Source organism: Halobacterium wangiae, from assembly GCF_021249345.1.
Lineage (GTDB): Archaea > Halobacteriota > Halobacteria > Halobacteriales > Halobacteriaceae > Halobacterium > Halobacterium wangiae.
Genome location: NZ_CP089588.1, coordinates 2,514,173 through 2,538,319 on the forward strand (window position 1 = coordinate 2,514,173; position 24,147 = coordinate 2,538,319).

Below are 24,147 nucleotides of genomic sequence, written 5' to 3' on the forward strand. Positions count from 1 at the left end.
ATACAGCGGTACCTTTTAGCGGGCGGACGCGATAGCACACACCGAATGGTTTCTCGGCTCGTGCTCGGCTGCGGAACGACGGGCCACGCCCTCGTCCAGTCGTTCGCAGGACGACGCGGCGACCTCTTCGTCATCGACTCCGACGAGAGCCGCGTGGAGTCGCTGCGCAACGAGAAGGTCGCGGCCGAGCTGGGCGACGTCACGGACCCCGAGGTGATTCGGCGCCCGAACCACCCGGTCGACGTGGTCGTGGTGGCGTCCGACGCGGCGGAGGTCAACCGGCTGGCGGCGGACGCCGCTCGCGAGGTGTACCCGAACGCCGAGCTCGTGGCGTTGCTCGGGTTCGAGGCGACCAACCACGACAGGGCCGCCCTCGAGTCGCTGGCCGACCACATCGTCGACCCGGGGGCGGCCGTCCTCGACCACGTCGAGGAGGTGACTGCGACTGGGGCGTCCGTCCGTCTGCAGGCGCTCCGCGAAGTCCTCAACGACATCGAGGGGACCCTCGGCGTCTTCATGCACGACAACCCCGACCCGGACGCCATCGCGGCCGCCGTCGGACTGCAGGCGCTGGCAGGAGACGCGGGCGTCGACTCCGAGGCGTGTTACTTCGGGGAGATCTCCCACCAGGAGAACCGCGCGTTCGTCAACCTCCTCGACCTGGAGGTGCGGAACGTCACTGCCGCCGACGACCTGGAGTACGACGCCGTCGCGCTCGTCGACCACTCCGCGCCCGGCGTCAACGACCAGCTCGACCCCGAGACGGACGTGGACATCATCATCGACCACCACCCGCCGAAGGCGGACGTCGACGCCACCTTCGTCGACATCCGCGAGGAGATGGGCGCGGCCAGCACCATCCTCGTGGAGTACATCCGGGGGTACAACCTCGACATCGACACGTCGGTGGCGACCGCGCTGCTGTACGGCATCAGGGTGGACACGAAGGACTTCGCCCGCGAGATCACTATCGACGACTTCGAGGCCGGCGCGTGGCTGCTCCCGCAGACCGACACCGACGTCCTCGAACGCATCGAGACGCCGTCGATGAGCGCTGACACCCTCGACACCATCGCGGCCGCCATCCGCAACCGGGAGCTCGACGGGTCGATGCTGGCGTCCTGCGTCGGCTCCATCGCCGACCGCGACACGCTCGCACAGGCCGCCGACCGCTTGCTCGCGATGCGCGGGGTGACCGTCACCTTCGTCTACGGCTTCACCGAGGGGACCATCTACGTCTCGGCGCGCGCTCGCGGGAAGGACATCGACCTCGGCGCGGTGCTCCGTGAGGCGTTCGGCGACCTGGGGAGCGCGGGCGGCCACGCCGACATGGCGGGCGCACAGCTCCCGCTGGGACTGTTCGACGAGGTCGACGACGAAGCCGAGGCCACGCTCACGGAGATGGTCGAGGACGTGGTGTCGAAGCGGTTCTTCGACGCGGTTCGAGGGGAGTGAGCTTTTGCCGGTCGGCGTCCAATGCCTCGGTGATGGACCAGGCGTTCGAGTACGACGGGACCAAACCAAAGGTCGAGGACTACATGACGCGGGACGTGGCGACCGTCTCGCCCGACGACACGGTCCGCGACGTCGCGACCCGTATCTCCGAGAGCGAGCACAACGGCTTCCCGGTGTGTGACGGCCGGCGCGTCGAGGGGTTCGTCTCAGCGCGGGACCTCCTCCTCTCGGACCCCCAGGAACTCGTCTTCAAGGCGATGAGCGACGAGCTGATCGTCGCACACCCGGAGATGAAGGTGACGGACGCGGCCCGCGTCATCCTCCGGTCTGGCATCCAGAAGCTCCCCGTCGTGGACGACGCCGGCAACCTCGTCGGCATCATCTCGAACTCGGACGTCATCCGCTCGCAGATCGAACGCGCCACCCCGGAGAAGGTTGGGAAACTCAAGCGCACCCTGGAGACGATCCACGGCGTCGACGCCACCGAAGAACGCCGCTCCGTCCGGCTCTCGGAGATTGTACCGACCCAGAGGAAGGTGTACGCCGACGAACTGGAGGGGCGGAGCTACGAACTCGAACACGGGCTGGCGGAGCCCCTGGTGGTCATCGACAACAGCGGGGAGAGCGGCAGCGACGACGGCGACCTGCTGCTCGCGGACGGCCACCACCGCGTGATGGCCGCCGAGCGCTCGGGCGTCGAGGAGATGGACGCCTACGTCATCGTCCTCGGCAGACGCGTCGACCTGGGGATGGCCCGCACCGCCGAGAAGGAGGGGCTGGACTCGATCTCGGACATCAGCGTCGTCGACTACGCACGCCACCCGCTCGTCGAGACCATCGAACGCCTCCAGTAGTCCGATCTCCAGTACTCCCGTCTCCGTACCCCGTCCGTCGCGGCGTCACGCCTCCGTGACGTTCAACTCCTCGTCGACGTGCATCGTGAGGCTGTCGGCTCCGACGTCGACCGTGAGTTCGACCTCGGTCGGGTCCTCGGAGACGATCGTCGCGTTGTCCGTCGAGTGTGCGAACTCCAGGGCCGCCGGGAACTCCCGCCTCAGGTCGACGCCGTGGTCGTAGTACAGGGAGACGACGGCGGGGTGTCGGAGGACAGTCAGCCCCACTGGCACGTGGATCGTCATCCAGCAGCGCTCGCAGTCGATGACGACGGAGAGGTGGCCGTCGTCGTCGCGCTCGAACTCGGAGGGCACTATCGCACTGGCGCAGACTGGGCACGTCCCGTCGACGGCGCGTTCGAGGTCCAGCTGGACGTCGCCGATGGCGAACTCGACGATCTCGTGGACGTCGGCCCCGTCGGCGACCGACGGCGGGACGGCGGTCATGAAGAACACGTCGTGTTCCTCGCACTGGACCGTGAGCAGGTGGTCCTCGTAGCGCGCCGTCAACCCCTCGCCACACTGGGGGCACTCGTGGTCGACGACGGCCTCCCGTGGCTCGGGGGCCGTGGTGTAGGTGCCGGCCTCGACGGAGCCGATGGCCTTCATCCCGGCGTACGTCGGCGCGTAGCCGTCCTCGCGTTTGACGACGAAGCGGTCCCTGAGCTTCCCGAGGTGGTAGTTGAACCGGCCGGCGTCGTCGAAACCGACGGCCCGTCGGAGTTCCGCGAACTCCACCGTCGAGCCGTCGCCCACGTGGCCACGGTTCGTCAGCTCGCGGAGGATGGCGACCCGGGAGGGGTCCGAGAGGACGCCGAACGCGTCCGCAGCGGTGTCGGGGTCGGTCATACCTCGGTGTGCGCTCCCGACCGACAAAAGCCCGTCGTGTCAGACGACGAGTAGAACGCTCGTTCTGGAAGCGAACGAACAGAAACGTCATTCTGGAAACCATTATCCTCGCCCGTGGTCTCTACTCTGATATGAGTCAGGCGAAATACCGCGACAGACCGACCGACTCGTCGGAGGGCGCCCCCGACGGCGAGACGGTGTTGGCAGTCGAGGGGTTGCAGAAGACGTACGGCGACGGCGAGGAGGCGGTCCACGCCGTCGACGACGTCTCGTTCGAGGTGTCACGTGGGGAAGTGGTCGGCGTGCTCGGGCCGAACGGCGCCGGGAAGACGACCACGATCAAGTCGATTCTCGGCCTCGTGGTCCCGAGCGCAGGCCGCGTCGAGATCGCGGGCGTTGACGTCGCCGCGGACCAGCGAGGCGTCTACCGGCACGTTGGCGCGATGCTGGAGGGCGCGCGGAACGTCTACTGGCGGCTCACCGTCCGCGAGAACCTCGAGTTCTTCGCCGCGCTCGGCGGCAACGACCCCGACGCCGCGCGGGAGCGCCACGAGCGACTCCTCGAACAGTTCGGTCTCGCGGAGAAGGCCGACGAGACGGTCAACGACCTCTCTCGCGGCCAGAAGCAGAAGGTGTCGCTGGCGGCCACCCTGGCCCGCGGGACCGACGTCGTCTTCCTCGACGAACCGACGCTCGGCCTCGACGTGGAGGCCTCCCTGGAACTCCGCCGGGAACTCCGTCGGCTCGCCGACGAGGAGGACATCACCATCGTCCTCTCCAGTCACGACATGGACGTCGTCGAGGACGTCTGCGACCGCGTCGTCATCCTCTCCGACGGCCGGGTCATCGCCGACGACCCGGTCGAGGACCTCGTCCGCGTCTTCGAGACGCAGGCCTACCGCCTCACCGTCGAGGGGAGCGTCGACGCCGGCGTTCGCGACCGACTGGGTCGGGCGTTCGCGGTCGACAACTGGGAGGACGTCGGCGACCGCACCCGGTTCGACGTCACGCTCGCGGACGGGGTTCCCGCGAGTGACGCTGGTGAGGGCACGTCGCGCGACGGCCACTCCCTCTACGGGCTCCTCGACGTGCTCCGCGACGAGGGCCTCGAGCTGCTCGACGTGGACGGCCTCGAACCCGACCTCGAGGACGTCTTCCTCGAAGTCACCGGGCGGACGCCCGGGGAGGGCGAGCAATGAGCGTCCCGACCGAACGCGCGACGGTGGACACCGGACTCAGGGGGTACCTGCGCTTCTTCCGCGCGTCGTTCAAGAAGATGCTCATCCTCCTGGTTCGCTACCCCGTCAACACCATCTCGCAGTTCGGGTCGATCCTGCTGTTCTTCCTCGTCCTGTTCTACGGAGGGCGGGCCGTCGCACCGACGGCCATGTCGAACACGCTGTCCGGCCTCATCGTCGGGTTCTTCCTCTGGACGCTGTCCATCGCGGCGTACGGTGGACTCTCGTGGGGCATCACGCGGGAGGCCCAGTGGGGGACCCTCGAACAGCTGTTCATGTCGCCGTTCGGCTTCGGCCCCGTCATGATCGCCAGAACGCTCGTCAGCATCCTGGAGACGTTCCTCTGGGGGACCGTCACGCTCCTGTTCATGATGGTCGTGACTGGCCGCTGGCTCACCCTCGACCCGTTGACCGTGATCCCGCTGGCCGCGCTCGCGCTCGCGCCGGCGGTGGGCATCGGGTTCGTCTTCGGCGGGCTCGCCATCCGGTTCAAGCGCATCGAGAACGCCTTCCAGCTCGTGCAGTTCGTGTTCGTGGCGCTCATCGCCGCGCCCGTCGACCAGTACCCGCTGTTGAAGTGGCTGCCGCTCGCGCAGGGGAGCCAGCTCCTCCAGACGGCGATGAGCGACGGCGTCGCGCTCTGGAACCTCCCCGCCGGCGAACTCGCAGTGCTCGTCGTCACCGCAGTCGTCTACCTCCTGGTCGGCTACGCCGCCTTCCACTACTGCCAGCGGTGGGCGCGCCGCGAGGGCGTCATGGGACACTACTGATTCCAGTCCGCGTGTGGTCCAGTGCCACACCGTCAAATCATTTACATGAAGGCGACGACACGGGTGTCGTAGGGCACGTGGTCCAGCACGCTGTCCCCCGAACGACGATGACCGACACCAACACACGTAGCGAGGACGCACAGTCTCCGCTCACCGACCCCGACTCCCTCCGCGAACGCGACGACGTGGTCGTCGAGGAGGTCACCCGACCGATGCCCGACGAGAAGTTCGAAGCGCTCCGCGAGCGCTACGACGCCATCGCTGGTGTCGTACAGGTCGGCCTCACCCACGAGGACGCCGTCCTCCTGTGGGGCGAGGAGTCCGCCGCCCCGCCGGGCGGGAGCGTCGACGGCGGCGAGGACTGGGTCGCTGCCGCACGCGACGCGATGGAGGACCTCACCGGCCAGCAGGTCGAAATCGACGACCCGCTGCTGCTGGAGGTGACCCACTTCGCCCGCGAGAGCGACGAGTCCGAGACGTTCCCAGCGCCGAGCGTCCACTTCGGCGCGTCGCTCGTAGACCCCGACCCCGCGTTCGTCTCCGACCCCTCGGCCCCGGAGGACTTCGAACACCCGATGTTCGAGGACCCGCCACAACTCCAGTGGGTCGAGGCGGTGACCGACGCGGTGGACGAGAACCACGCCCACCACGTCGACCTGTACCTCGACTGACGCCGACCGCGGCCCTCCAGCGCTTCATCGGTTGGCGGAGGCTTCTGGCTGCTACCGCCACGCGTGTACTTCGTTCCCTCCTCGGTCATTCGGCGGAGCCTGCGGCTCAGGCCCCGCTCACGCGTCACTCTCGCTCCGCGTTCGTGCATCCGGCGGAGCCTTCGGTTCCGCCCACCTCGCGGGTCGCTTCGCTCCCCGCTCGTTCATTCGGAGGGCGCGCTGCGCCCTCCCGCCTCGAAACCTCTTTGAGTCCTCCAACTGACGTTACACGCATGTACGACGACGACGACCTCGCCGACATCCGCGAGGCGCGCGAGGAGTGGGAGACGGAGTCTCTCGACCCAGTACTCGACGCCTACGGCGAGCGGAAGGACCGCTTCGCGACGGTGTCGAACATGGAGGTCGACCGGCTGTACACGCCCGCGGACGTCGCCGACCTCGACTACGACGAGGACCTCGGGTTCCCCGGCGAGTTCCCGTACACCAGGGGCGTCTACCCGACGGGCTACCGGGGCCGCACGTGGACGATGCGGCAGTTCGCTGGCTTCGGCACCGCCGAGGAGACCAACGAGCGCTTCCACTACCTCATCGACGAGGGCCAGACCGGGCTGTCGACGGCCTTCGACATGCCGTCGCTGATGGGTCTGGACAGCGACGACCCGATGAGCCTCGGGGAGGTCGGCAAGGAGGGCGTCGCCGTCGACACCCTGCGGGACATGGAGATCCTCTTCGACGGTATCGACCTCGACGAGGTCTCGACGTCGTTCACCATCAACCCGAGCGCGCCGGTCATCTACGCGATGTACCTCGCGCTCGCCGACCAGCAGGGCGTCCCCCGCGAACAGCTCAGGGGCACCCTCCAGAACGACATGCTCAAGGAGTTCATCGCACAGAAGGAGTGGGTCGTCCCCCCGGAGCCCTCCCTCGACCTCGTCACCGACGTCGTGGAGTTCTGCGCCACCGAGACGCCGAAGTTCCACCCCATCTCCATCTCCGGCTACCACATCCGGGAGGCCGGTTCGACGGCCGTCCAGGAACTCGCGTTCACGCTCGCGGACGGCTTCGCCTACGTCGAGGACGCCATCGAGCGGGGCATGGACGTCGACGAGTTCGCGCCCACGCTCAGCTTCTTCTTCAACTCCCACAACTCCATCTTCGAGGAGGTGGCGAAGTTCCGGGCGGCCCGCCGCATCTACGCTCGCGTGATGGACGAGTGGTACGACGCCGAGGCCGAGGCGTCGAAGACGCTGAAGTTCCACACGCAGACCGCCGGCCAGAGCCTCACCGCCCAGCAGCCGCTGAACAACGTCGCTCGCGTCACCCTCCAGGCGCTCGCGGCCGTGCTCGGGGGCTCCCAGAGCATCCACACGAACTCCTACGACGAGGCGCTCGCGCTCCCCAGCGAGGAGGCCGTTCGGGTCGCCCTGCGCACCCAGCAGATCATCGCCGACGAGTCCGGCGCCGCGGACATCGTCGACCCGCTCGGCGGCAGTTTCGCGGTCGAGAGCCTCACCGACGAGGTCGAGGCGGAGGCGATGGCGTACATCGAGGAGATCAGGGAGATGGGCGACGGCAGCGTCAGCGACGGCGTCCTCCAGGGCATCGCGGACGGCTACTTCCACCGCGAGATCCAGGAGTCCGCCTACGAGTACCAGTCCCGAGTGGACGCCGAGGAGGAGACGGTCGTCGGCGTCAACAAGTACGAGATGGACGAGGACACCAGCCCCGACATCCTCCAGATCGACGAGGACGCGACCCGCGACCGACAGCTGAACCGCCTCGAATCCGTGAAGGCCGAGCGCGACGACGCGGCCGTCGCCGAGACCCTCGACGCGCTCCGCGGGGCCATCCACACCGAGGAGAACACCATCCCGTACATCGTGGACGCGGTGAAGGCGTACGCTACGATGGGCGAGATCATGCAGGTGTTCGAGGACGAGTTCGGCGGCTACCAGGAGACGGCCGCTGTCGCCTGAGTCACGCTCCGGTCCCTCTCAACGCGAGAGGTAGCCACCGATGCCGCCGAAGACGACCGGGTAGACGATGCCCATGTACAGCAGCGTCTCGACCAGTTCGGCGGACGTCTCGCCCTCCGTGAAGACGAACGTCCCGGCGACCGCGAGCACCGCGTAGCCGCCCGCGACGAGCGCACCGGCCTTCGCGCCGTCCATCTCCTCGGGCCCCAGACTCCGACCAGCGCGGGTCTCCGCGAACATCTTGCCCGCGCCCGCCAGTAGCACCGGCGGGACTGCCCAGAGGAGTTCGAGGCTGCCGTACTCGGTCGTGAGTCTGTTGAGGACGTTGAGGCTCATGAAACCGTTCCCGACGCTGACGTTATGTGCGCCGAAGAAGGTCGCGCCGATGCCGAAGACGTCGAAGTCGAAGCTGTCGACGAAGACGGCGAGGAAGACGATGGTCGCAGCGAGACCGGCGATGTAGGCGGCGACGCCGTACAGTGCAGCACTCTTGACGTGGAACGATTCGATCGACTGCCCCTGTCGCTGAGTTGCCATGCCGGCCACTCACAGTCTCGTGTAATGAACATTTCCGTCGACAGGGATGTCGGCGGATGGGTGCGCTCTGAGACGGTTGGACCCCGGTTGCCCCACACGACGACTAGTTTCTGTCTAACTCGTGGCACGTCGAGCCGAGCGGGGAGGCGGCTGCGCTCGGACCGGGACGACCCTGGCCACCCGAGGGCGTCCGGTCGCCCGATTCGTTAGGGGGTGAATCCTTATTGGTATGGTTATCCATGGTACACTTGATGAGCGACAACACCGAACTCGAGGCACACCTCGCCGAACAGGACTCCTTCGACCCGCCGGCGTCGTTCGTCGAGCAGGCGAACGTCTCGGATCCCGGCATCTACGAGGAGTTCGAACAGAACTGGCCCGACTGCTGGGAGCGGGCGGCCGACCTGCTCGACTGGAACGAACCGTACGACCAGGTGCTCGACGACTCGGACCCGCCGTTCTACGAGTGGTTCACGGGCGGCGAACTGAACGCCTCCGCGAACTGCATCGACCGCCACCTCGACGAGCGCGGCGACGAGGTCGCCATCGAGTGGATCGGCGAACCGGTCGACGAGGCCAACCGCACGTACACGTACCGCGACCTCTACGAGGAGGTCAACGAGTTCGCGGCCGCACTCCGGGAACTCGGCGTCGGGGAGGACGACGTCGTCACGATGTACATGCCGATGATCCCCGAACTCCCCATCGCGATGCTGGCCTGCGCCCGCATCGGTGCGCCCCACTCCGTCGTCTTCGCCGGGTTCTCCGCGGAGGCGCTCGCCACCCGGATGGAGTCCGCGGACTCCGAGTACCTCGTCACCTGCGACGGCTACTACCGCCGCGGCGACCCCCTCGACCACCTCGGGAAGGCCAACGAGGGTCTCGACTCGGTCGGACACGACGTGGAGTCCGTCGTCGTCGACCGCCTCGGGGACGACGGCTTCGACCACGGCCTCTCGGACAGTCAGCACGACTACGACGAACTCGTCGACGAACAGGCCGGCACGGAGGTCGACCCCGTCAGCCGCGACGCCGAGGACATGCTGTTCCTCATGTACACCTCCGGGACGACGGGTCAGCCGAAGGGCGTCAAGCACACGACCGGCGGCTACCTCTCGTGGGTGACGTGGACGAGTCGGGCGGTCCTCGACGTGAAACCCGAGGACACGTACTTCTGTCCCGCCGACATCGGCTGGATCACGGGCCACTCCTACATCGTCTACGGGCCGCTCGCGCTCGGCACGACGACGATGATGTACGAGGGGACGCCGGACTACCCCGAGCGCGACCGGATGTGGGAGATCGTCGACGAGTACGACGCCACCCAGTTCTACACCGCGCCCACGGCCATCCGCGCGTTCATGAAGTGGGGCGCGGAGTACCCCGAGAGACATGACCTCTCCAGTCTCCGCCTGCTCGGAACCGTCGGCGAACCCATCAATCCGCGCGCGTGGAAGTGGTACTACAAGCACGTCGGCGACGAGGCGTGCCCCATCGTGGACACGTGGTGGCAGACCGAGACGGGCGGCATGATGGTCACGGGGCTCCCCGGCGTCTCGACGATGAAACCCGGGTCGGCGGGGAAACCCCTGCCCGGGGTCGACGCCCGCGTGGTGAACATGGACGGCGACCCGGTCGAGGGCGGCCAGGCCGGCTACCTCACCGTGAACAGACCGTGGCCGGGGATGCTCCGGACGCTCTACAAGAACGACGAGCGGTTCGTCGAGGAGTACTGGGCGACGTACTCGGACACGGACTCCACGGACTCCGAGGACTGGGTGTACTTCCCGGAGGACGGCGCCAAGATCGACGACGATGGCTACATCACCGTGCTCGGCCGCGTCGACGACGTCGTCAACGTCTCGGGCCACCGCCTCGGGACGATGGAGATCGAGTCCGCCATCGTCGGCGTCGAGGGCGTCGCGGAGGCAGCCGTCGTCGGCGGCGAACACGACGTCAAGGGCGAAGCGGTCTACGCGTACGTCATCCTCGAGGACGGCTACGACGGCACGGAGGAGATGCGCGAGGAGATCGTCGAGGGCGTCGAGGACGCGATCGGTCCCATCGCGCGCCCGGAGGCAGTCGTGTTCACCCCGGAACTGCCGAAGACGCGCTCGGGGAAGATCATGCGCCGCCTGCTGGAGGACATCGCGAACGACGAGGAACTGGGGGACACGTCGACGCTCCGCAACCCCGACGTCGTCGAGGACATCCGGGTCACCGTACAGGACTGAGTCGGGTCGGCGACGCTGCCGCCGACCAGGGACGTTCGACGGGTGTTACAGGTACGAGGAGTCCCAGCGCGTCGCCTTCCGCTGGTTCCCGCAGTCCTCGCAGTGGACGCGCCCCATCGAGTCCATCGACGTGTTGATGGACTGGCAGTTCGCGCAGTAGAACCCGTACTTGCTCTCCCGGTTCTCGTTCCGGTAGGCCGTGTAGAACGGTGCCTTCGACCCGCGCTCGCGCTCGTCGAACGCTACGAACATGGGTCCCGCGGCGGTCTCGACCCGTTCGGTGAGTTCGGCGCTCGACCCGCCTCCGGGGACTTTCACGTACAGGTGTTCGGTGTAGTCGTTGCCGGCGACGTCGACGGAGTGCTCGCCGGTGCGAGCGTAGCCGTGGGCCTGGTAGAACTGGTTGCCCTCGTCGTTCGCGGCGAGCACGCGCCCCTCGATGCGGTTCGCGCCGGATTTTGTCAGTGCCGCTTCCGTCCGTTCGAGCAGCCGGACCCCGAACCCGCGGTCGCGGTAGTCCGGGTGGACGTGGAGCCACTCGATGGCGGCCGCGGCGTCGCCGTCGAACTCGCTCTCGGAGAACGCGACCACCTCGTCGCCGTCCGCGAGGACGAGGTACTGGACGCCGTCGTCGTCGAGTCGGTCGGCGAGCCGCTCGTCCTGGTACCACTCCTCGGCGGCCGTCCTGACGATGTCCTCCCCCAGTGCGTCCGCGTACGTGGCCTCCAGGGACGCGTCCGCCACGCGCCGGATGCCGTCCCTGTCAGCAGTGGTGGCTTCTCGAACGTCCATACACGCTACAATCGGCGTCCGGCTACAAATAGTTAGTCGCGGCGTATCCGCCGGCCGTCACGCCGTCTCCGCCCGATTCGAGACGTAGACGATGGCTGCCAGGCCCACTCCGAGCATGAGGCCCACCGCCACCACGCCGAACAGTGCGAGGTTCGGCCCGTTCAACTGGAACGTGATGGGGCCGATCGCGCCGTACTGTGGCTGGGGGCCCTCCACGAGCGGGCCGGTCGCTCCGCCGTTCCCGTAGACGATCTCTCCGAGTACGTAGCCGAAGACGCCGGCGACGCCGACGGCGGACACGTACATCCAGACGACGACCCGGCGGCCGATTGTCTCCTCGCGTTCGCTCACGGTCGTCGGTAAGCACCCGAGTGAGTAGCCTTTTGCGGTGTCACTTCCAACCCCGAACCATGGACGACAAAGAGATACTGCTGCTGGTGCTTGCGGCGATCGCGGTGTTGATGTTCCTCACGGGCTTCGTGCTCGTCCTCGCGTAGCGAACCGCGTAGAAAAGACGGTCCGGCGTCAGTCGGCGGACTGCGGCTCCTCGTCGTCGCCGCCGTCCGGGACCGGGCTCTTGCGCTTGTTGTCGAACCAGGTCCACTCCTTCGTGAACTGGTCGGTGGACTCGAGGTCCCACGGGTCTGCACTGTCGACTTTCGCCCCCTCCATCCAGGAGGTGACCATGTTCCACAGCCAGAACAGCGTCCCGATGCCCATCAGGAAGGCGCCGACGGTGGCGAGCTGGTGGCCGGTCGTGAACTGCGTGAGGAACGTCGCGTACCGACGCGGCATCCCACCGTAGCCGAGCCACAGCATCGCCAGGAACGTCAGGTTCGACCCGACGAGCGCGGTCCAGAAGTGGGCGTGCGCGAGACTCTTCTGGTACATCCGGCCGGTGATCATCGGGAACCAGTAGTAGGTCCCCGCGAACAGCGCGAAGCCGATGGCGCCGAAGACGATGAAGTGGAAGTGTCCGACGACGTAGTACGTGTCGTGCAGGATGAGGTCGACGGGGACAGCGGCGAGGAACACGCCGGTGACACCGCCGATGATGAAGTTCTGGATGAACCCGATGCAGAACAGCATCGGCGCGGTGAGACGGAGGTTCCCGTTCCACATGGTCGTGATCCAGTTGAACACCTTCACCGCGGAGGGGATCGCGATGGCGAGCGACACCGCCATGAACGAGGCCCGCAGGCGCGGGTCGATGCCGGTGGCGAACATGTGGTGGGCCCACACGCCGAAGCTCAGCACGCCGATGGCGAGCGTCGAGTAGACGACGAACTTGAAGCCGAACAGCTTCCGGCCCGCGAACTTCGGCAGGATGAGGCTGACCAGCCCCATCGGCGGGAGGACGAGGATGTACACCTCGGGGTGACCGAAGAACCAGAAGAGGTGTTGCCAGAGGATGGGGTCTCCGCCACCGACAGTGAAGAACGTGGTGCCGAAGTTCCGGTCGAGCAGCAACATGATGAGCGCGCTCCCCAGCAGCGGGAACGCGAACAGGATGAGCCCGGACTGCGTGAGCATCGTCCACGAGAAGATGTCGAGGCTGGGCCAGCCGACGTCGTCGCCGCGCTCGTTGAAGATGGTCGCGATGAAGTTGATCGCACCCATCGTCGCGGAGACGCCCGTGAGGTGGAGACCGAGTAGCATCATGTCGATGGCGGGACTCGGCATCTGGATCGACAGCGGCGTGTACATCGTCCACGACGTCGCCGCGGGGTCGACCCCCAGCGGCTGGAGGAAGAAGCCGGCCCAGATGAGGACGGCGCCCGGCGGGAGCAGCCAGAACGCGATGGCGTTGATGCGCGGGAACGCCATGTCGTCGGCGCCGATGAGCAGCGGGATGAAGTAGTTCGCGAAGGCGGCGATCATCGGCGTCCCGAAGAGGAACAGCATCGTGATGCCGTGACTGGTTAGGAAGCCGTTGTACAGCTGCGGGTCGACGAGGTTGACACCCGGTGCGACGAGCTCGATCCGCATGATGAGGACGGCGATACCACCCCACGCGAACGCGAGCGTCCCGTAGATGCCGTAGAGGATGCCGATGTCCTTGTGGTCGACTGTCGTGAACCACCTGATGATACCGCCCGGTTTCTCTTCGTGCCCGTGTTCGGCGCGTTCTCCGTACGCACCGCCGACGTCACTGAGGGGCGTGTACGACCGCCAGTCCTCCAGACGCGCGAGGAAGGCGGCCACGGCGACGAGAAGGACGCCCATCAGCACGGTGAGCACGAGTGATGACGTGGCCATGGAGGACAGTCAGGTCCGGACCGTAAAGAAAGCTTAGGATTGGTCGCGGTCCCGTCCCGGCATCGGCTGTCGCCTCAGCAGTGGCTTTCCCGTCAAGAGTGCGTCACGAGAACGGCCGGCCGTCTGTTCGCGGATGCCGTGCGTGCTACTCCCCGCCCTCGATCTTCACGGCCGCCACGTAGGTGAGGACGGCGAGCGCGAGGAACGTGAACAGCATCAGGCCGTGGGAGACGACGACCAGCAGCGGGTTGTCGAAGCCCCACGGGTTCACGACGAGGTAGCCGACGATGAAGAACGCGAGGATGAACAGTGGAACGATGTTCACCGTCAGGTCGAGGAGCGTGTCCTTGTCGAAGACGCTGGAGTTCATTGTCTGAGGTAGAGAGGGGCGGACAAATATAGCTTGAGGATTCAGAGCCGCTCGGTCTCGTAGAGGAACGCCGCCACCGCACCGCTGGCGACGACCACCGCGCTGCCGGTGAGGGCGAGTCCACGGGCCTCGGCGGCCGTGCCGGTGTAGAGCGCGACGCCGAACGCGCCGAAGACGACGGCGATGCCCAGCGCGGGCTTCCACAGCGAGTCCGAGAACCCCGACTCGCGGAGGATACCGACGACGCTCACCGCGAACAGCAACAGGCCACCCACCGCGACGGGGAGCAGGCCGTCGAAGACGATGCCGATCTCGGAGGTGACGATGCCGAGCACGAGCGGAATCGGCCACGGACTGGCGCGCGTGTACTGCTCGCTCAACCCTGGCTCCGTTGGTTCGGCCATACCCGAGGTTGTCGCTGCCGCGTTAGAAAGCCATCGCTTCGTCGCGTGCCGACGAGTCACAGCGTGACGACGGCGTACACCATCAGGAAGCCGAAGTAGAGCATCACGAGCACCGCGAGCGCGCGCAGGCGGAACGACCGCAGGTCGGCGTTCTCCGCGAGGTAGGCCTCCTCGAAGGCGTCCCGCTCGGCGTCGTCCAGACCGTCGTAGTGCTCCAGACCGCGGTGCAGGTCCCGGAGGCGCTCGTCGTGGAACGGCTCCCCGCAGTGCGGACACTCGACGGCGTCTGGTGGTGTGTCGGGCATGGTCAGAGGAACGGTGGGGTGACTTCCGGCTGGCCGACGATCCAGAGACTCGCCATCGTGTACAGTATCATCACGGCCGTGAGCGGGTACTGGCTCCGGATGGCCTGCAGGCGTCCGGGGAACTGGTCGTAGGCGGTGCCGTGGGCCACCCAGATTGCGAGCAGGTGGCCCAGCAGGACGGCGGCGACGCCGACCGCCGAGAGCCACCCGGGCAGCACGAGCGTCCGCGCAGTCGGCGGGTTCAGTGGCGCTAACAGCGCACCGACGAGCGCGGGCGACAGCGAGAGGAAGTAGACGAGGTAGTGCGCGAGGTGGTAGCCGGCCGCGATGGCCAGCAGTGACGGGACGAACCGGACGGCGAGGGTTCGCGCGTCGGTGTACGTCGGCGCGGTCTCGCGGGCGGCGTGCGCTGACCACCAGTAGAGCCGGTGGAACCCGAGGAAGCCGACGAACAGCGCCGCGGGGTACAGCACCAGTGCGGGCACACCGAGTGGGACCACTACGCGCGCGAGCGACGCCCACGCGGGCGTGGCGACGAGGCCGTCGAACGTCGTCCCCCACAGCAGCGCGACGACGAACGCGACGTCTCCCGGCGTGGAGACGATGCTGTCGGTCAGCCGCGCCGCGGGTAGCCGGAGCCGGAGTCCGTCTTCGGTCCGCTGGACGGGAGCGACGGCGCCGTACGTGCGGAACAGTCGGGCCAGCGGGTCTACCCGGTCGAACCACTCCCCGTGACCGACTGCCAGTACGCCGACGGTCGCGACGGCGAGGTACCCCAGTGCGGCGGTGGCGAGTAGCGGCGGGTCCTCCGCGAGCGGGCTGACGACCTCCACCCAGACGAGCACGAGCAGGAAGACGGCGCTCGTCCACGCCGCGCGGCCCGGCGACAGGTCGCGGATCGGCTCCGGGGCGACGCGAGCCACCGGGCGGGTGAGCGTGCGGAACGGGTCGACCGCCGGCCACGCGTTCCCGACGAGGTAGGTCGCCATCACGAGCCCCGCCCACCAGCCCACCCAGACGAGCATGATGGCGGCGTTCCGCAGCGAGTCCGAGGGGCCGAACAGGCCGGTGACCACGACACCCACGAAGCCGACGAGACCGGCGACGCGACCGACCCACGCGAGCAGGCGCCGCGGGGCGGGGAGTCGGCGCGTCCAGCCGTGGACTGCCGCGACGAACGCGCGGTCGGTGACGAAACTCGCCAGCAGGAACGACGCGCCGACAACGGCGCCCCCGGTCGAGAGGAACAGCCACGTCGGGACGGCGAGTTCCTGCTGGGTGGCGTCCCGGAGGGTGCCGCCGTGGGCGAGCGCCACCCCGCAGATGGCGGCGAGTCCGACGACGACACCCAGCGCGCGAGCCCCGCGACGGTACATGAGCGGTGGTTGTCACCCGCTCCCCCTGAGGATTGCGGTCCGGCGACGGGGCGGACGCAGTTGGATGGGTTTTTAGTACTCGCCCCGCAAGCCGATTGTATGAGCGTAGCGGACGATTCGACTGACGACCACGGCCACCACTTACCGGCCGTGGAGGACTGGCCGAAGGGGTTCGGTGAGGCCAGCTGGTGGCCCTTCGTTACTGCACTCGGCGCCTCGGGATTCTACATCGGCGCCGCCCTGTACGTCCTCGGACAGGGGTCCAGCGAGCTGGTCGGCCCGACCGTGGGGCCAGCCGTCTTAGTGGGGAGCACGTTCGTCTTCCTCGCTGGGCTGTACGGCTGGGTGTACCACGCCTTCGTGAAACACTTCTGGAGCCGCGAGACCGGCGAGAACAAGGCACTCCGCTGGGGGATGATCCTGTTCCTCGGGACGGAGATCGCGACGTTCGGCGCCGGCTTCGTCTACTACTTCTTCATCCGCGTGGGTGGGAAGTGGGCGGGCGCCAACGTGCCAGAGGGTTTCCTCGGCGCGCTCGTCATCGCCAACACGGTCATCCTGGTGATCTCCAGTTTCACGCTGCACTACGCGCACGTCGCGCTCCGGAACAACAACCGTTCGCGGTTCCTCGGCCTGCTGGTGACGACGCTCGTGCTCGGCGCCGTGTTCATCGCCGGACAGATCTACGAGTACTACGAGTTCATCGTCCACGAGGGACTGACGTTCTCCGGCGGCGTCTTCGAGAGCGCGTTCTTCGGACTGACGGGCCTCCACGGGCTCCACGTCTCCCTGGGCGCCGTCCTCATCGGCATCGTCACGTGGCGCGCGTTCAAGGGGCAGTACTCCGCGGAACGCCACACCTCCGTGAGCACGGTCTCGATGTACTGGCACTTCGTCGACGCTGTCTGGATCTTCCTCGTCGTCGTGCTGTACGCCGGCGCCGTCATCAACATCTGACGGCCGACTAACACGGGCTTTTTCTCGCCGGCCGCCGACCACTCGCTATGACAGTCGACCCCGCGGAGCTACGCGAGCGCGTGGACGCCCCGCTCGTCCACCGCGAGCGCTGCCCGAGTACGAACGACCTCGCGCGAGCCGAGGGCCGCGACGACGCACCCCACGGTACGTTCGTCGTCGCGGACGAACAGACCGCGGGACGCGGACGGACCGGGAACGTGTGGGTGTCGCCGCCGGGTGGCGTCTGGTCGAGCACGCTCGTTCGCCCCACGTTCGACGCGAGCCACGTCGGCCGACTCACGTTCGCGGGCGGCCTCGCGGCCGCCGAGACCGTCGAGGCGTTCGGCGTCGATGCGCGCCTGAAGTGGCCAAACGACGTCGTCGTCGACGACGAGGGAGAACGCGCGAAGCTCTGTGGTGTGCTCACCGAGGCTGTCGTCGACGAGGTTCCAGTGGCCGGCAAGCCCGTCGACGAGGTGCTCCCCGGGACCGACCCGGCGGACGCGGAGCTCTCGTTCGCTGTGCTCGGCGTCGGCGTCAACGCAGACCTGGACGCCGACGCGCTCGACGTCGACCGCCGGGTGACGACGTTGCGCGAGGAGGTGGGAACCGTCGACATGACGGACGTGGCGGCGACGCTCCACGAGCGACTCCTGGAGTGGGTCGCACGCGTCGAATCCGACGCCGGCTTCGAGTCGGCGGTCGAGGCGTGGCGCGAGCGGGCCGCGACGCTCGGCGAACGCGTGCGTGTCCAGACCAGAGACGGAGACGTAGTGACGGGGGAAGCGGTCGCGGTCACCGAGCGCGGTGCACTCGTCGTCCAGCGTGGCGACTCGCGGGTGGAACTGTCGGAAGGAGAGTGTGCGCGGCTGCGTCGGTCCTAGGCGTCGATCGTCGTGTTCTCGGGGTCCTCGACCCACTCGTCGTAGGTCTGCTGGTCGACGACGACGATCTCACCGAGCATCTCGGAGTGTCCCTGTCCGCAGAACTCCGCACAGTAGAGCTGGTAGCTCCCCTCCTCGGTGACCTCCGTGATGATGTAGTTGGTCTGTCCCGGGTTGGCGTCGGCCTTCAGGCCGATCTCGGGCGCGTGGAACGCGTGGATCACGTCGTCGGAGGTCGTCCGTATCACTAGTTTAGTGTCTACTGGAACGACCATCGGTTGGTTACCGACGTCGACCCCCTCGGTCGCGGCTCCGGAACTGACCGTCAGCTCCTCCTCGGGGTACTCGTAGTTCCAGAACCACTGGACGCCGGTGACGTCGACGACGACCGTGTCGTCCTCGGCTATCGCCGCCTGCGCGTCGGACTGCGTGGCGGTGACGGCGGTCTGTCCCATCACGCCGTAGGCGGCGACGCCGACGAACAGCAAGACGACTGCCGTGGCGACGGTCCAGGTGATCTCGAGTCGGCGGTTCTCCTTCGTCGGCTTCGCCTCCCCCGAGTTGCGGAACTTCCAGACAGTGTAGATGAGGATCCCCTCGACGAGGAGGGTGATCGGGAGCGCGGCCGCGAGCATCATGCTGTTGAGGTCGCGGATGAGTCCCTCGGTCACCGACTGGTACTGCGAGGCGGCAACCGGGTCTACGAAGGCGACGAGGAAGCCGACGGCGGCGACGAGAACGGGTGCGAGCCGCTTTCCTCTCATGCTGTCCGGTAGTTCGGAGTGGGTCCATAAATAGGTGCTGAATCGACCCGTCCGCGAGTCGGACAGGCTAAGTGCACCCAACCGTAACCCACCGAAGAGAGGGACGTTCGTGACTCAGGACACACCAGACCGATTCACCGCGCTGCTCGCCGCGGCCGCGATGGGCGTGTACACGCTGCTCGTCGTCGGTGCGACGACTGCGCTGACGGGTGCGGCGGAGTCGTGCCGCTCGTGGCCCACCTGCGGCGGGCGCTGGTTCGCGCTGGATTCGCTGTCGCTGGCCATCGTCTGGGGCCACCGCACCGCCGCCCTCGTCACCGGCGTGCTCGTCGTCACCGTCGCCGTACTCGCGTGGTACCGCGGCGAATCGCGCCGCGTTCGAGCGGCCGCGACGACGGCCGTCGTCGCGTACCCCGTGCAGGTCGCGGTCGGCGCGTTCACCGCGACGAACGGCGCGTCCGCCGCGCTCGCCGGCGCCCACCTGGCGCTGGGAGTCGGCATCTTCGCCGCGCTCGTGCTCGCACTCGCGTGGACGCTGGAGGCCCAGACCGGCCACCTGCCGTCCGCGGAGTGGGAGGGCGAACCCCGCAACGACGACGAGAGTGCGCCACCGGTCTCCGGACCACTCGCGACGCCGTACGCCTACTTCCGGCTGATGAAGCCGCGGCTGATGTGGCTGCTCTGTCTCGTCGCGTCCGCGGGGATGGCGCTGGCCGCCAGCGCTGCGCCGTCTGCCACCGGTCCCGCGCTCCGGACGACGACGATTCTCGGGACGCTCGGCGGCGGTGTGCTCGCCATCGGCGCGTCGGGGACGTTCAACCACGTCCTCGAACGCGAGAAGGACAAGAAGATGGCGCGCACGGACGACCGCCCCATCGCCACCGACCGCATCCCAATCCGGAACGCGATCGCCTTCGGCCTCCTCCTCGCGGCGGCGTCGCTGGTCGCGTTCTACTCGGTGAACGCGCTCACCGCCGTCCTCGGACTCACCGCCATCGTGTTCTACTCGGTGATCTACACGCTCGTGTTGAAACCGAACACCCGCCAGAGCACGGTCATCGGCGGCGCCGCGGGAGCGCTCCCGGCGCTCATCGGGTGGGCGGCCGTCACCGGGGACGTCGGCGTCGCGGGCCTCGCGCTCGCCGTCGTCATCTTCCTGTGGACGCCCGCGCACTTCTACAACCTCGCGCTCGCGTACAAGGACGACTACGAGCGCGGCGGCTTCCCGCTGATGCCGGTCGTGAGCGGCGAGGCTACCACGCGGAAACACATCGTCTACTACCTCGGCGCGACGCTCGTCTCCGCGGTGGCGCTCGCCGCGCTCACCGACCTGGGCGCGCTGTTCGCCGGGACGACGGTCGCACTCGGCGCGGTGTTCCTCTACTTCGCCGTGCGACTGCACCGCGAGCGCGACCGCTCGGCGGCGATGCGCACGTTCCACGCGTCGAACGCCTACCTCGGCTGCCTGCTCGTCGCAGTCGTCCTCGACGCGATGGTGGTCTGAGATGGCGTCGGCGAACGTCTCCGTCTCCCGGTTCCGCCCCGACCGCAGCACACTGCTGTACGCCGCGCTCCTCCTGAACGGCGAACTCGCGCTCGTCCTGTTGTACTTCGCGCTGTCCAGTTCGGTGCCGACCGACCCCGTGTTCCTGGCGTACCCGTTCGTCTGGGTCAACGCCGCCATCTGGGGCGTCTCGAAGGTCGACCTGCCGGACGCGCCGCGCGACCACCGCCTCGCCGCGCTCGGCGTCGGCGTCGCGTACTTCCTGTTGCTCGCTGGCGTGGGCGGCCTGTTCATGTTCCACGGTGCCGGACTCGGCACGCGCATCGCGTGGCTCTCCCCCGGTTGGGGGCCGACACTGGTCTACAGCGGGACGGCGGTGACGATGAGCCTCTACCCGTTCAAGGTGATCGGCTACGCGGCGCTCGCCTACCTCGTCTCGGCGACAGTGCTCGACGCCGCGCGCACGGGCGTCGCCGGCCTGCTCGGGGTGTTCTCCTGTGTCAGTTGCACGTGGCCCGTCGCCGCGACCGTGTTCACGGGCGCGTTCGGGAGCGCGTCAGCAGTCGCCACCCTCGCGCAGAACGAACCGTACGGCCTCTCGACGGCCGTCTTCGTCTCCTCGGTGCTGCTGCTGGTGTGGCGGCCAACGCGGTAGCTCCGGTGGCTGGCAGGCAGACAATTTTCACGCCCTCCCGACGTAATATCGACTAGTTAGTCGGGTCGTTACAATGTGGGTGGGGTCGGGACCGTCGCCTGGTCGGAGCACGGAGGCGGCGGCAGACGCCGCGGCCTCCCCGACCTGCTACCCATGACCGACGACACGCCTCGACTGAACCGACGCAGCGTCCTCAAGACGACCGGCGCGCTCGGCGTCGCGGGTCTCACCGGAGTCGGCGCGACGAGCGCGGCCGCACGGAACGACCACCCGAAGTACGTCCCGCGGGGGCCGTGGCCCGGCGACCTCCAGGCCATCAACCTCAACGGCCTCCACACCAACGACCAGCTCGCGCGGGAACTCACCAAGATCGACCGCCAGAGCGACCGCCTCGACCTCCGGCAGATCGGGGAGTCGGCGGGCCGCGGCGACCCCATCTGGGAGGCCCAGGTCGGCGACGGCGACACGAGCATCCACCTCATCACGCAGATCCACGGTGACGAACCGGTCGGCACCGAGGTCGCGCTGAAGGTCGTCCGGGAACTCGCACTCGGCGAGTCCCAGCGCGTCGAGCGCCTCCTCGACGAACTCTCGTTCACCATCGTGCCGCGGGTGAACCCCGACGGCGCGATGTTCGAGTACGACATCGACGACGACGGCCGCGAGGAGTGGGTCGCGCGGCGGTACAACACCCAGGAGTGGGAGTCCGGTGACTCCCGTAACGAACCGTGGTACCACTACTACTACCCCGAGGGGTACACGCCGGGCTACGACATGAACCGCGACTTCAACATCCGGCCGCCGAGCGAGTTCGACCCGCGGGAGGACGACGAAGCGGGCTGGTGGACGGAGTCCGACGGCTACTGGTACATGGACATGCCCTACGAGGGGTACACGCTCCCGAACGTCGGCCTCCGGATGACCCCCGAGGTGCGCGCCGTGACGCGGTCGTACCTCGAGGCCGACCCGGACTACGCCATCACGCACCACCACATGGGCGCGAACCTCAAGCCCGGGACGGGCGGCCCTGGCGGCAAGCCGCCGAAACAGACCGTCATGGCGGTGATGGCGCAGTACGGGCCGTCGTACTTCGACCGGTCACCGTTCCAGTTCCCGGGCGCCGAGGAGATCGACCTCACCAACCCGTTCGTCGACGAGGAGACGAGCACGCGCTCCATCCAGTTGAACGCGCTCGTCACGAACGCGCTCGCCGAGCGCGGCGACAGCGTCTTCGACAGCATCACGCGGTACGGCTACTACCCGCTGTGGGGGTCGTACCTCGACGCGCTCACACCGAACACGGACGCGGCGGGGATGCTGTACGAGGTCGCCTACCAGTCGGACATGATCGGCCACATGAAACTCGGGCAGGCGATGCAGGCGACGAAGGTCGGGTTCCTCGAGTCCTTCGACGCAATCGCCGAGGGCACCCTGTCGGACGTCGACGTCGAGGACTACTTCGACGTCCCGCTGACCGGCGAGAGCCTCGACAACCCGCACCTCCAGCAGCCACCGCGCTGACCCCCGCACACGCGGACGCTACCGTCCGCGTTCCACAGTGCTTTATTCGACTCGTCCCAATCCGGGCGCATGGACCCGGTACTCGTCGCCGAGAACGTCGTCAAGCGGTACGGCGACGCCGCGGCGCTCGCGGGCGTCTCCCTCACCGTCGGCGAGGGCGAGGTGTTCGCGCTCGTCGGCCCGAACGGCGCCGGCAAGACGACGCTCGTGCGCTGCCTGACGGGCACGACGACGCCCGACGACGGCGAGGTGCGCCTGCTCGGCACCGACCCGAGAGCCGCGCGCAAGCAGCGCGTCGGCCTCCTGCCGCAGGACTTCTCGCCGCCGGACCGCCTCACCGCGGGCGAACTCGTCGGCTACTACGCGGGCCTCTACGACGACCCCCGCGACCCGGCGGCCGTCCTCCGCGAGGTCGGCCTGGACCCGGAGGACGACACGTGGTACGGCGACCTCTCGGGCGGCCAGAAGCGCCGTGCGTGCGTCGCCGCGGCGCTCGTCAACGACCCGGACGTGCTGTTCCTCGACGAACCGACGACGGCCGTCGACCCTGCGGGCCGGCGCGCGCTCTGGTCCGTGTTCGAGGACCTCGCCGCGGGCGGCACCACCATACTGCTCACTACCCACGACATGGCGGAGGCCGAACGGCTCGCGGACCGCGTCGCCCTGCTCTCGAACGGCGACGTCGCGGCTACCGGTACTCCTGGTGAACTCGTCGCCGCACACGGCGGACCGACGCGGCTGGTCGTCGACACCGACGCCGAGGCCCTGCCCGGGTTCGACCCGGACGTGACCGACGAGGGGCTGGTGTTCGCGGACGTCGCGCCCGAGGACATCGGTGACGTCGTGACCGCCCTCGACGCCGCGGGCGTCGACTTCGAGGCGCTGTCCTGGCGCGAACCGACTCTCGAAGACGCCTACCTCAAACTCGCCGGTGACGTCGAGCACGCGGGCGCAGACGGGACCGTGGAGGTGCGTCGATGAGTCGCGCGCGTCGAATCGCCGCCGAGGCGAAGGGGACGTACCGGACGTTCGTCCGGCGGCGTACTGCCGTGTTCTTCACGTTCTTCTTCCCCGTCCTGCTCATCGTCATCTTCGCTGGCCTCGTCCGCACGCAGTCCGGGAGCGGCGGCCTGTTCTCGGAGCCAACGGGCTACTACGTCCCCGCGTACCTGGCGACGGTGGTGCTGTTCACACCGCTGTCCCGCGTCGGCAGCACCGTCGCGCGCCACCGCGAGGGCAACCGCTTCGAGAAACTCGCGACGACGCCGCTCACGCGGGCGGAGTGGCTGGCCGCGCAGACGCTCGTCAACGTCGCGCTCATCGCCGCGGCGTCGGCGGTCCTCCTGGTCGCACTGAAACTCACCGGCGCCGAGTTCGCGCTCTCGCCGTGGCTCGCGTTCTTCGTCCCCGTCGCCTCGGTCGTGTTCTGTGGCATCGGGGCGGTGCTCGGCAGCATCGCGGACGGCCAGGACGGCGCCATCGCGATGAGCAACGGCGTCGCGCTCCCCCTCCTCTTCCTCTCGGAGACGTTCGTCCAGCCGGAACTGTTCCCGGAGTGGTTCCTGCCGGTCGTCGACTTCTCGCCGCTGACGTACTTCGCCCGGGGTGTCCGCGCCGCGACGTACTCCGGTGGCGACGTGGTGACGAACGCCGCCGTAATCGCGGTTCTCGCCGTCGTGGCGTTCGCAGTCGGCGCCGTACTGATTCCGTGGACGGAGTAGTCCGAGCCGTAC

Annotated in this window: 24 protein-coding genes; 14 read left to right on the plus strand and 10 right to left on the minus strand. The window is 68.1% G+C overall.

The genetic code is table 11. The annotated features are described in order from the left end of the window. The first annotated feature begins 45 nt into the window (after positions 1 to 45). On the plus strand, positions 46 to 1,455 hold the full coding sequence (locus tag LT965_RS13265; protein ID WP_232701298.1) for a DHHA1 domain-containing protein: 1,410 nt from the start codon (positions 46 to 48) through the stop codon (positions 1,453 to 1,455). A 32-nt stretch (positions 1,456 to 1,487) separates the two neighbouring features. Further along, a complete protein-coding gene (locus LT965_RS13270) occupies positions 1,488 to 2,309 on the plus strand; it encodes a CBS pair associated ParBc domain-containing protein (RefSeq protein ID WP_232701299.1) in 822 nt (273 codons plus the stop codon). Between the two features lie 45 nt (positions 2,310 to 2,354). Here the strand turns inward: LT965_RS13270 and LT965_RS13275 are convergent, their stop codons facing one another. Beyond that, complete coding sequence (locus LT965_RS13275; protein WP_232701300.1) at positions 2,355 to 3,197, minus strand: helix-turn-helix domain-containing protein; 843 nt, start codon at positions 3,195 to 3,197, stop codon at positions 2,355 to 2,357. 131 nt (positions 3,198 to 3,328) lie between these two features. On the opposite strand from LT965_RS13275, the gene LT965_RS13280 reads away from it, so the two are divergent. From LT965_RS13280 to LT965_RS13295, 4 genes are all read left to right on the plus strand, one after another. Continuing rightward, positions 3,329 to 4,396 carry an ABC transporter ATP-binding protein gene (locus tag LT965_RS13280; RefSeq protein ID WP_232701302.1) on the plus strand — a complete coding sequence of 356 codons (1,068 nt, stop codon included), beginning with the start codon at positions 3,329 to 3,331 and terminating at the stop codon, positions 4,394 to 4,396. After that, positions 4,393 to 5,205, plus strand: a complete 813-nt coding sequence (locus LT965_RS13285; protein ID WP_232701303.1) for an ABC transporter permease — start codon at positions 4,393 to 4,395, stop codon at positions 5,203 to 5,205. The genes LT965_RS13280 and LT965_RS13285 overlap by 4 nt, the downstream gene beginning before the upstream one ends. 107 nt (positions 5,206 to 5,312) lie before the next feature. After that, complete coding sequence (locus tag LT965_RS13290) at positions 5,313 to 5,876, plus strand: hypothetical protein (protein WP_232701305.1); 564 nt, start codon at positions 5,313 to 5,315, stop codon at positions 5,874 to 5,876. A gap of 272 nt (positions 5,877 to 6,148) precedes the next feature. Further along, complete coding sequence (locus LT965_RS13295) at positions 6,149 to 7,852, plus strand: acyl-CoA mutase large subunit family protein (protein ID WP_232701307.1); 1,704 nt, start codon at positions 6,149 to 6,151, stop codon at positions 7,850 to 7,852. Positions 7,853 to 7,870: 18 nt separating this feature from the next. Here LT965_RS13295 and LT965_RS13300 read toward each other — a convergent pair whose 3' ends face one another. Beyond that, positions 7,871 to 8,389 (minus strand): DUF7978 family protein, encoded by a 519-nt coding sequence (locus LT965_RS13300; RefSeq protein WP_232701309.1) that lies wholly within the window; start codon positions 8,387 to 8,389, stop codon positions 7,871 to 7,873. 251 nt (positions 8,390 to 8,640) lie between these two features. Between LT965_RS13300 and acs the strand changes: the two genes are divergently transcribed. After that, complete coding sequence (gene acs / locus LT965_RS13305; protein WP_232701311.1) at positions 8,641 to 10,623, plus strand: acetate--CoA ligase; 1,983 nt, start codon at positions 8,641 to 8,643, stop codon at positions 10,621 to 10,623. Between the two features lie 45 nt (positions 10,624 to 10,668). Here the strand turns inward: acs and LT965_RS13310 are convergent, their stop codons facing one another. The 7 genes from LT965_RS13310 to LT965_RS13340 form a co-directional block, all read right to left on the minus strand. Next, a complete protein-coding gene (locus LT965_RS13310; RefSeq protein WP_232701313.1) occupies positions 10,669 to 11,415 on the minus strand; it encodes a GNAT family N-acetyltransferase in 747 nt (248 codons plus the stop codon). Positions 11,416 to 11,472: 57 nt separating this feature from the next. Beyond that, a complete protein-coding gene (locus LT965_RS13315; protein WP_232701314.1) occupies positions 11,473 to 11,766 on the minus strand; it encodes a DUF7520 family protein in 294 nt (97 codons plus the stop codon). Positions 11,767 to 11,940: 174 nt separating this feature from the next. Continuing rightward, positions 11,941 to 13,674, minus strand: coding sequence for a cytochrome c oxidase subunit I (ctaD, locus tag LT965_RS13320; RefSeq protein WP_232701316.1), 1,734 nt, complete (start codon positions 13,672 to 13,674; stop codon positions 11,941 to 11,943). 145 nt (positions 13,675 to 13,819) lie between these two features. Further along, positions 13,820 to 14,044 (minus strand): DUF6684 family protein, encoded by a 225-nt coding sequence (locus LT965_RS13325; RefSeq protein ID WP_232701317.1) that lies wholly within the window; start codon positions 14,042 to 14,044, stop codon positions 13,820 to 13,822. Positions 14,045 to 14,085: 41 nt separating this feature from the next. Further along, a complete protein-coding gene (locus tag LT965_RS13330) occupies positions 14,086 to 14,448 on the minus strand; it encodes a DUF7541 family protein (RefSeq protein WP_232701318.1) in 363 nt (120 codons plus the stop codon). A gap of 56 nt (positions 14,449 to 14,504) precedes the next feature. After that, positions 14,505 to 14,753 (minus strand): DUF7410 domain-containing protein, encoded by a 249-nt coding sequence (locus LT965_RS13335; protein WP_232701319.1) that lies wholly within the window; start codon positions 14,751 to 14,753, stop codon positions 14,505 to 14,507. 2 nt (positions 14,754 to 14,755) lie between these two features. Then, the gene (locus tag LT965_RS13340) at positions 14,756 to 16,129 is read right to left on the minus strand and encodes a hypothetical protein (RefSeq protein WP_232701320.1); all 1,374 of its coding nucleotides are present in this window, start codon (positions 16,127 to 16,129) and stop codon (positions 14,756 to 14,758) included. 99 nt (positions 16,130 to 16,228) lie between these two features. Between LT965_RS13340 and LT965_RS13345 the strand changes: the two genes are divergently transcribed. Beyond that, positions 16,229 to 17,086, plus strand: a complete 858-nt coding sequence (locus LT965_RS13345; RefSeq protein ID WP_232701321.1) for a cytochrome c oxidase subunit 3 — start codon at positions 16,229 to 16,231, stop codon at positions 17,084 to 17,086. A gap of 47 nt (positions 17,087 to 17,133) precedes the next feature. Further along, positions 17,134 to 17,970, plus strand: coding sequence for a biotin--[acetyl-CoA-carboxylase] ligase (locus LT965_RS13350; protein ID WP_232701322.1), 837 nt, complete (start codon positions 17,134 to 17,136; stop codon positions 17,968 to 17,970). Here LT965_RS13350 and coxB read toward each other — a convergent pair. Beyond that, positions 17,967 to 18,734: a cytochrome c oxidase subunit II gene (gene coxB / locus LT965_RS13355; protein ID WP_232701323.1), complete on the minus strand. Its 768-nt coding sequence runs from the start codon at positions 18,732 to 18,734 to the stop codon at positions 17,967 to 17,969. The genes LT965_RS13350 and coxB overlap by 4 nt on opposite strands. Before the next feature lie 160 nt (positions 18,735 to 18,894). Between coxB and cyoE the strand changes: the two genes are divergently transcribed. The 5 genes from cyoE (at position 18,895) to LT965_RS13380 (ending at position 24,135) form a co-directional block, all read left to right on the plus strand. Further along, on the plus strand, positions 18,895 to 20,238 hold the full coding sequence (gene cyoE, locus LT965_RS13360) for a heme o synthase (protein ID WP_232703589.1): 1,344 nt from the start codon (positions 18,895 to 18,897) through the stop codon (positions 20,236 to 20,238). A gap of 1 nt (position 20,239) precedes the next feature. Beyond that, positions 20,240 to 20,893: a DUF7546 family protein gene (locus tag LT965_RS13365; RefSeq protein ID WP_232701324.1), complete on the plus strand. Its 654-nt coding sequence runs from the start codon at positions 20,240 to 20,242 to the stop codon at positions 20,891 to 20,893. A 153-nt stretch (positions 20,894 to 21,046) separates the two neighbouring features. Beyond that, on the plus strand, positions 21,047 to 22,414 hold the full coding sequence (locus LT965_RS13370) for a M14 family metallopeptidase (protein WP_232701325.1): 1,368 nt from the start codon (positions 21,047 to 21,049) through the stop codon (positions 22,412 to 22,414). Between the two features lie 69 nt (positions 22,415 to 22,483). Beyond that, positions 22,484 to 23,395 carry an ABC transporter ATP-binding protein gene (locus LT965_RS13375; protein WP_232701326.1) on the plus strand — a complete coding sequence of 304 codons (912 nt, stop codon included), beginning with the start codon at positions 22,484 to 22,486 and terminating at the stop codon, positions 23,393 to 23,395. Further along, complete coding sequence (locus LT965_RS13380; RefSeq protein ID WP_232701327.1) at positions 23,392 to 24,135, plus strand: ABC transporter permease; 744 nt, start codon at positions 23,392 to 23,394, stop codon at positions 24,133 to 24,135. Before LT965_RS13375 ends, LT965_RS13380 begins: the two co-directional genes overlap by 4 nt. Positions 24,136 to 24,147 lie beyond the last annotated feature (12 nt).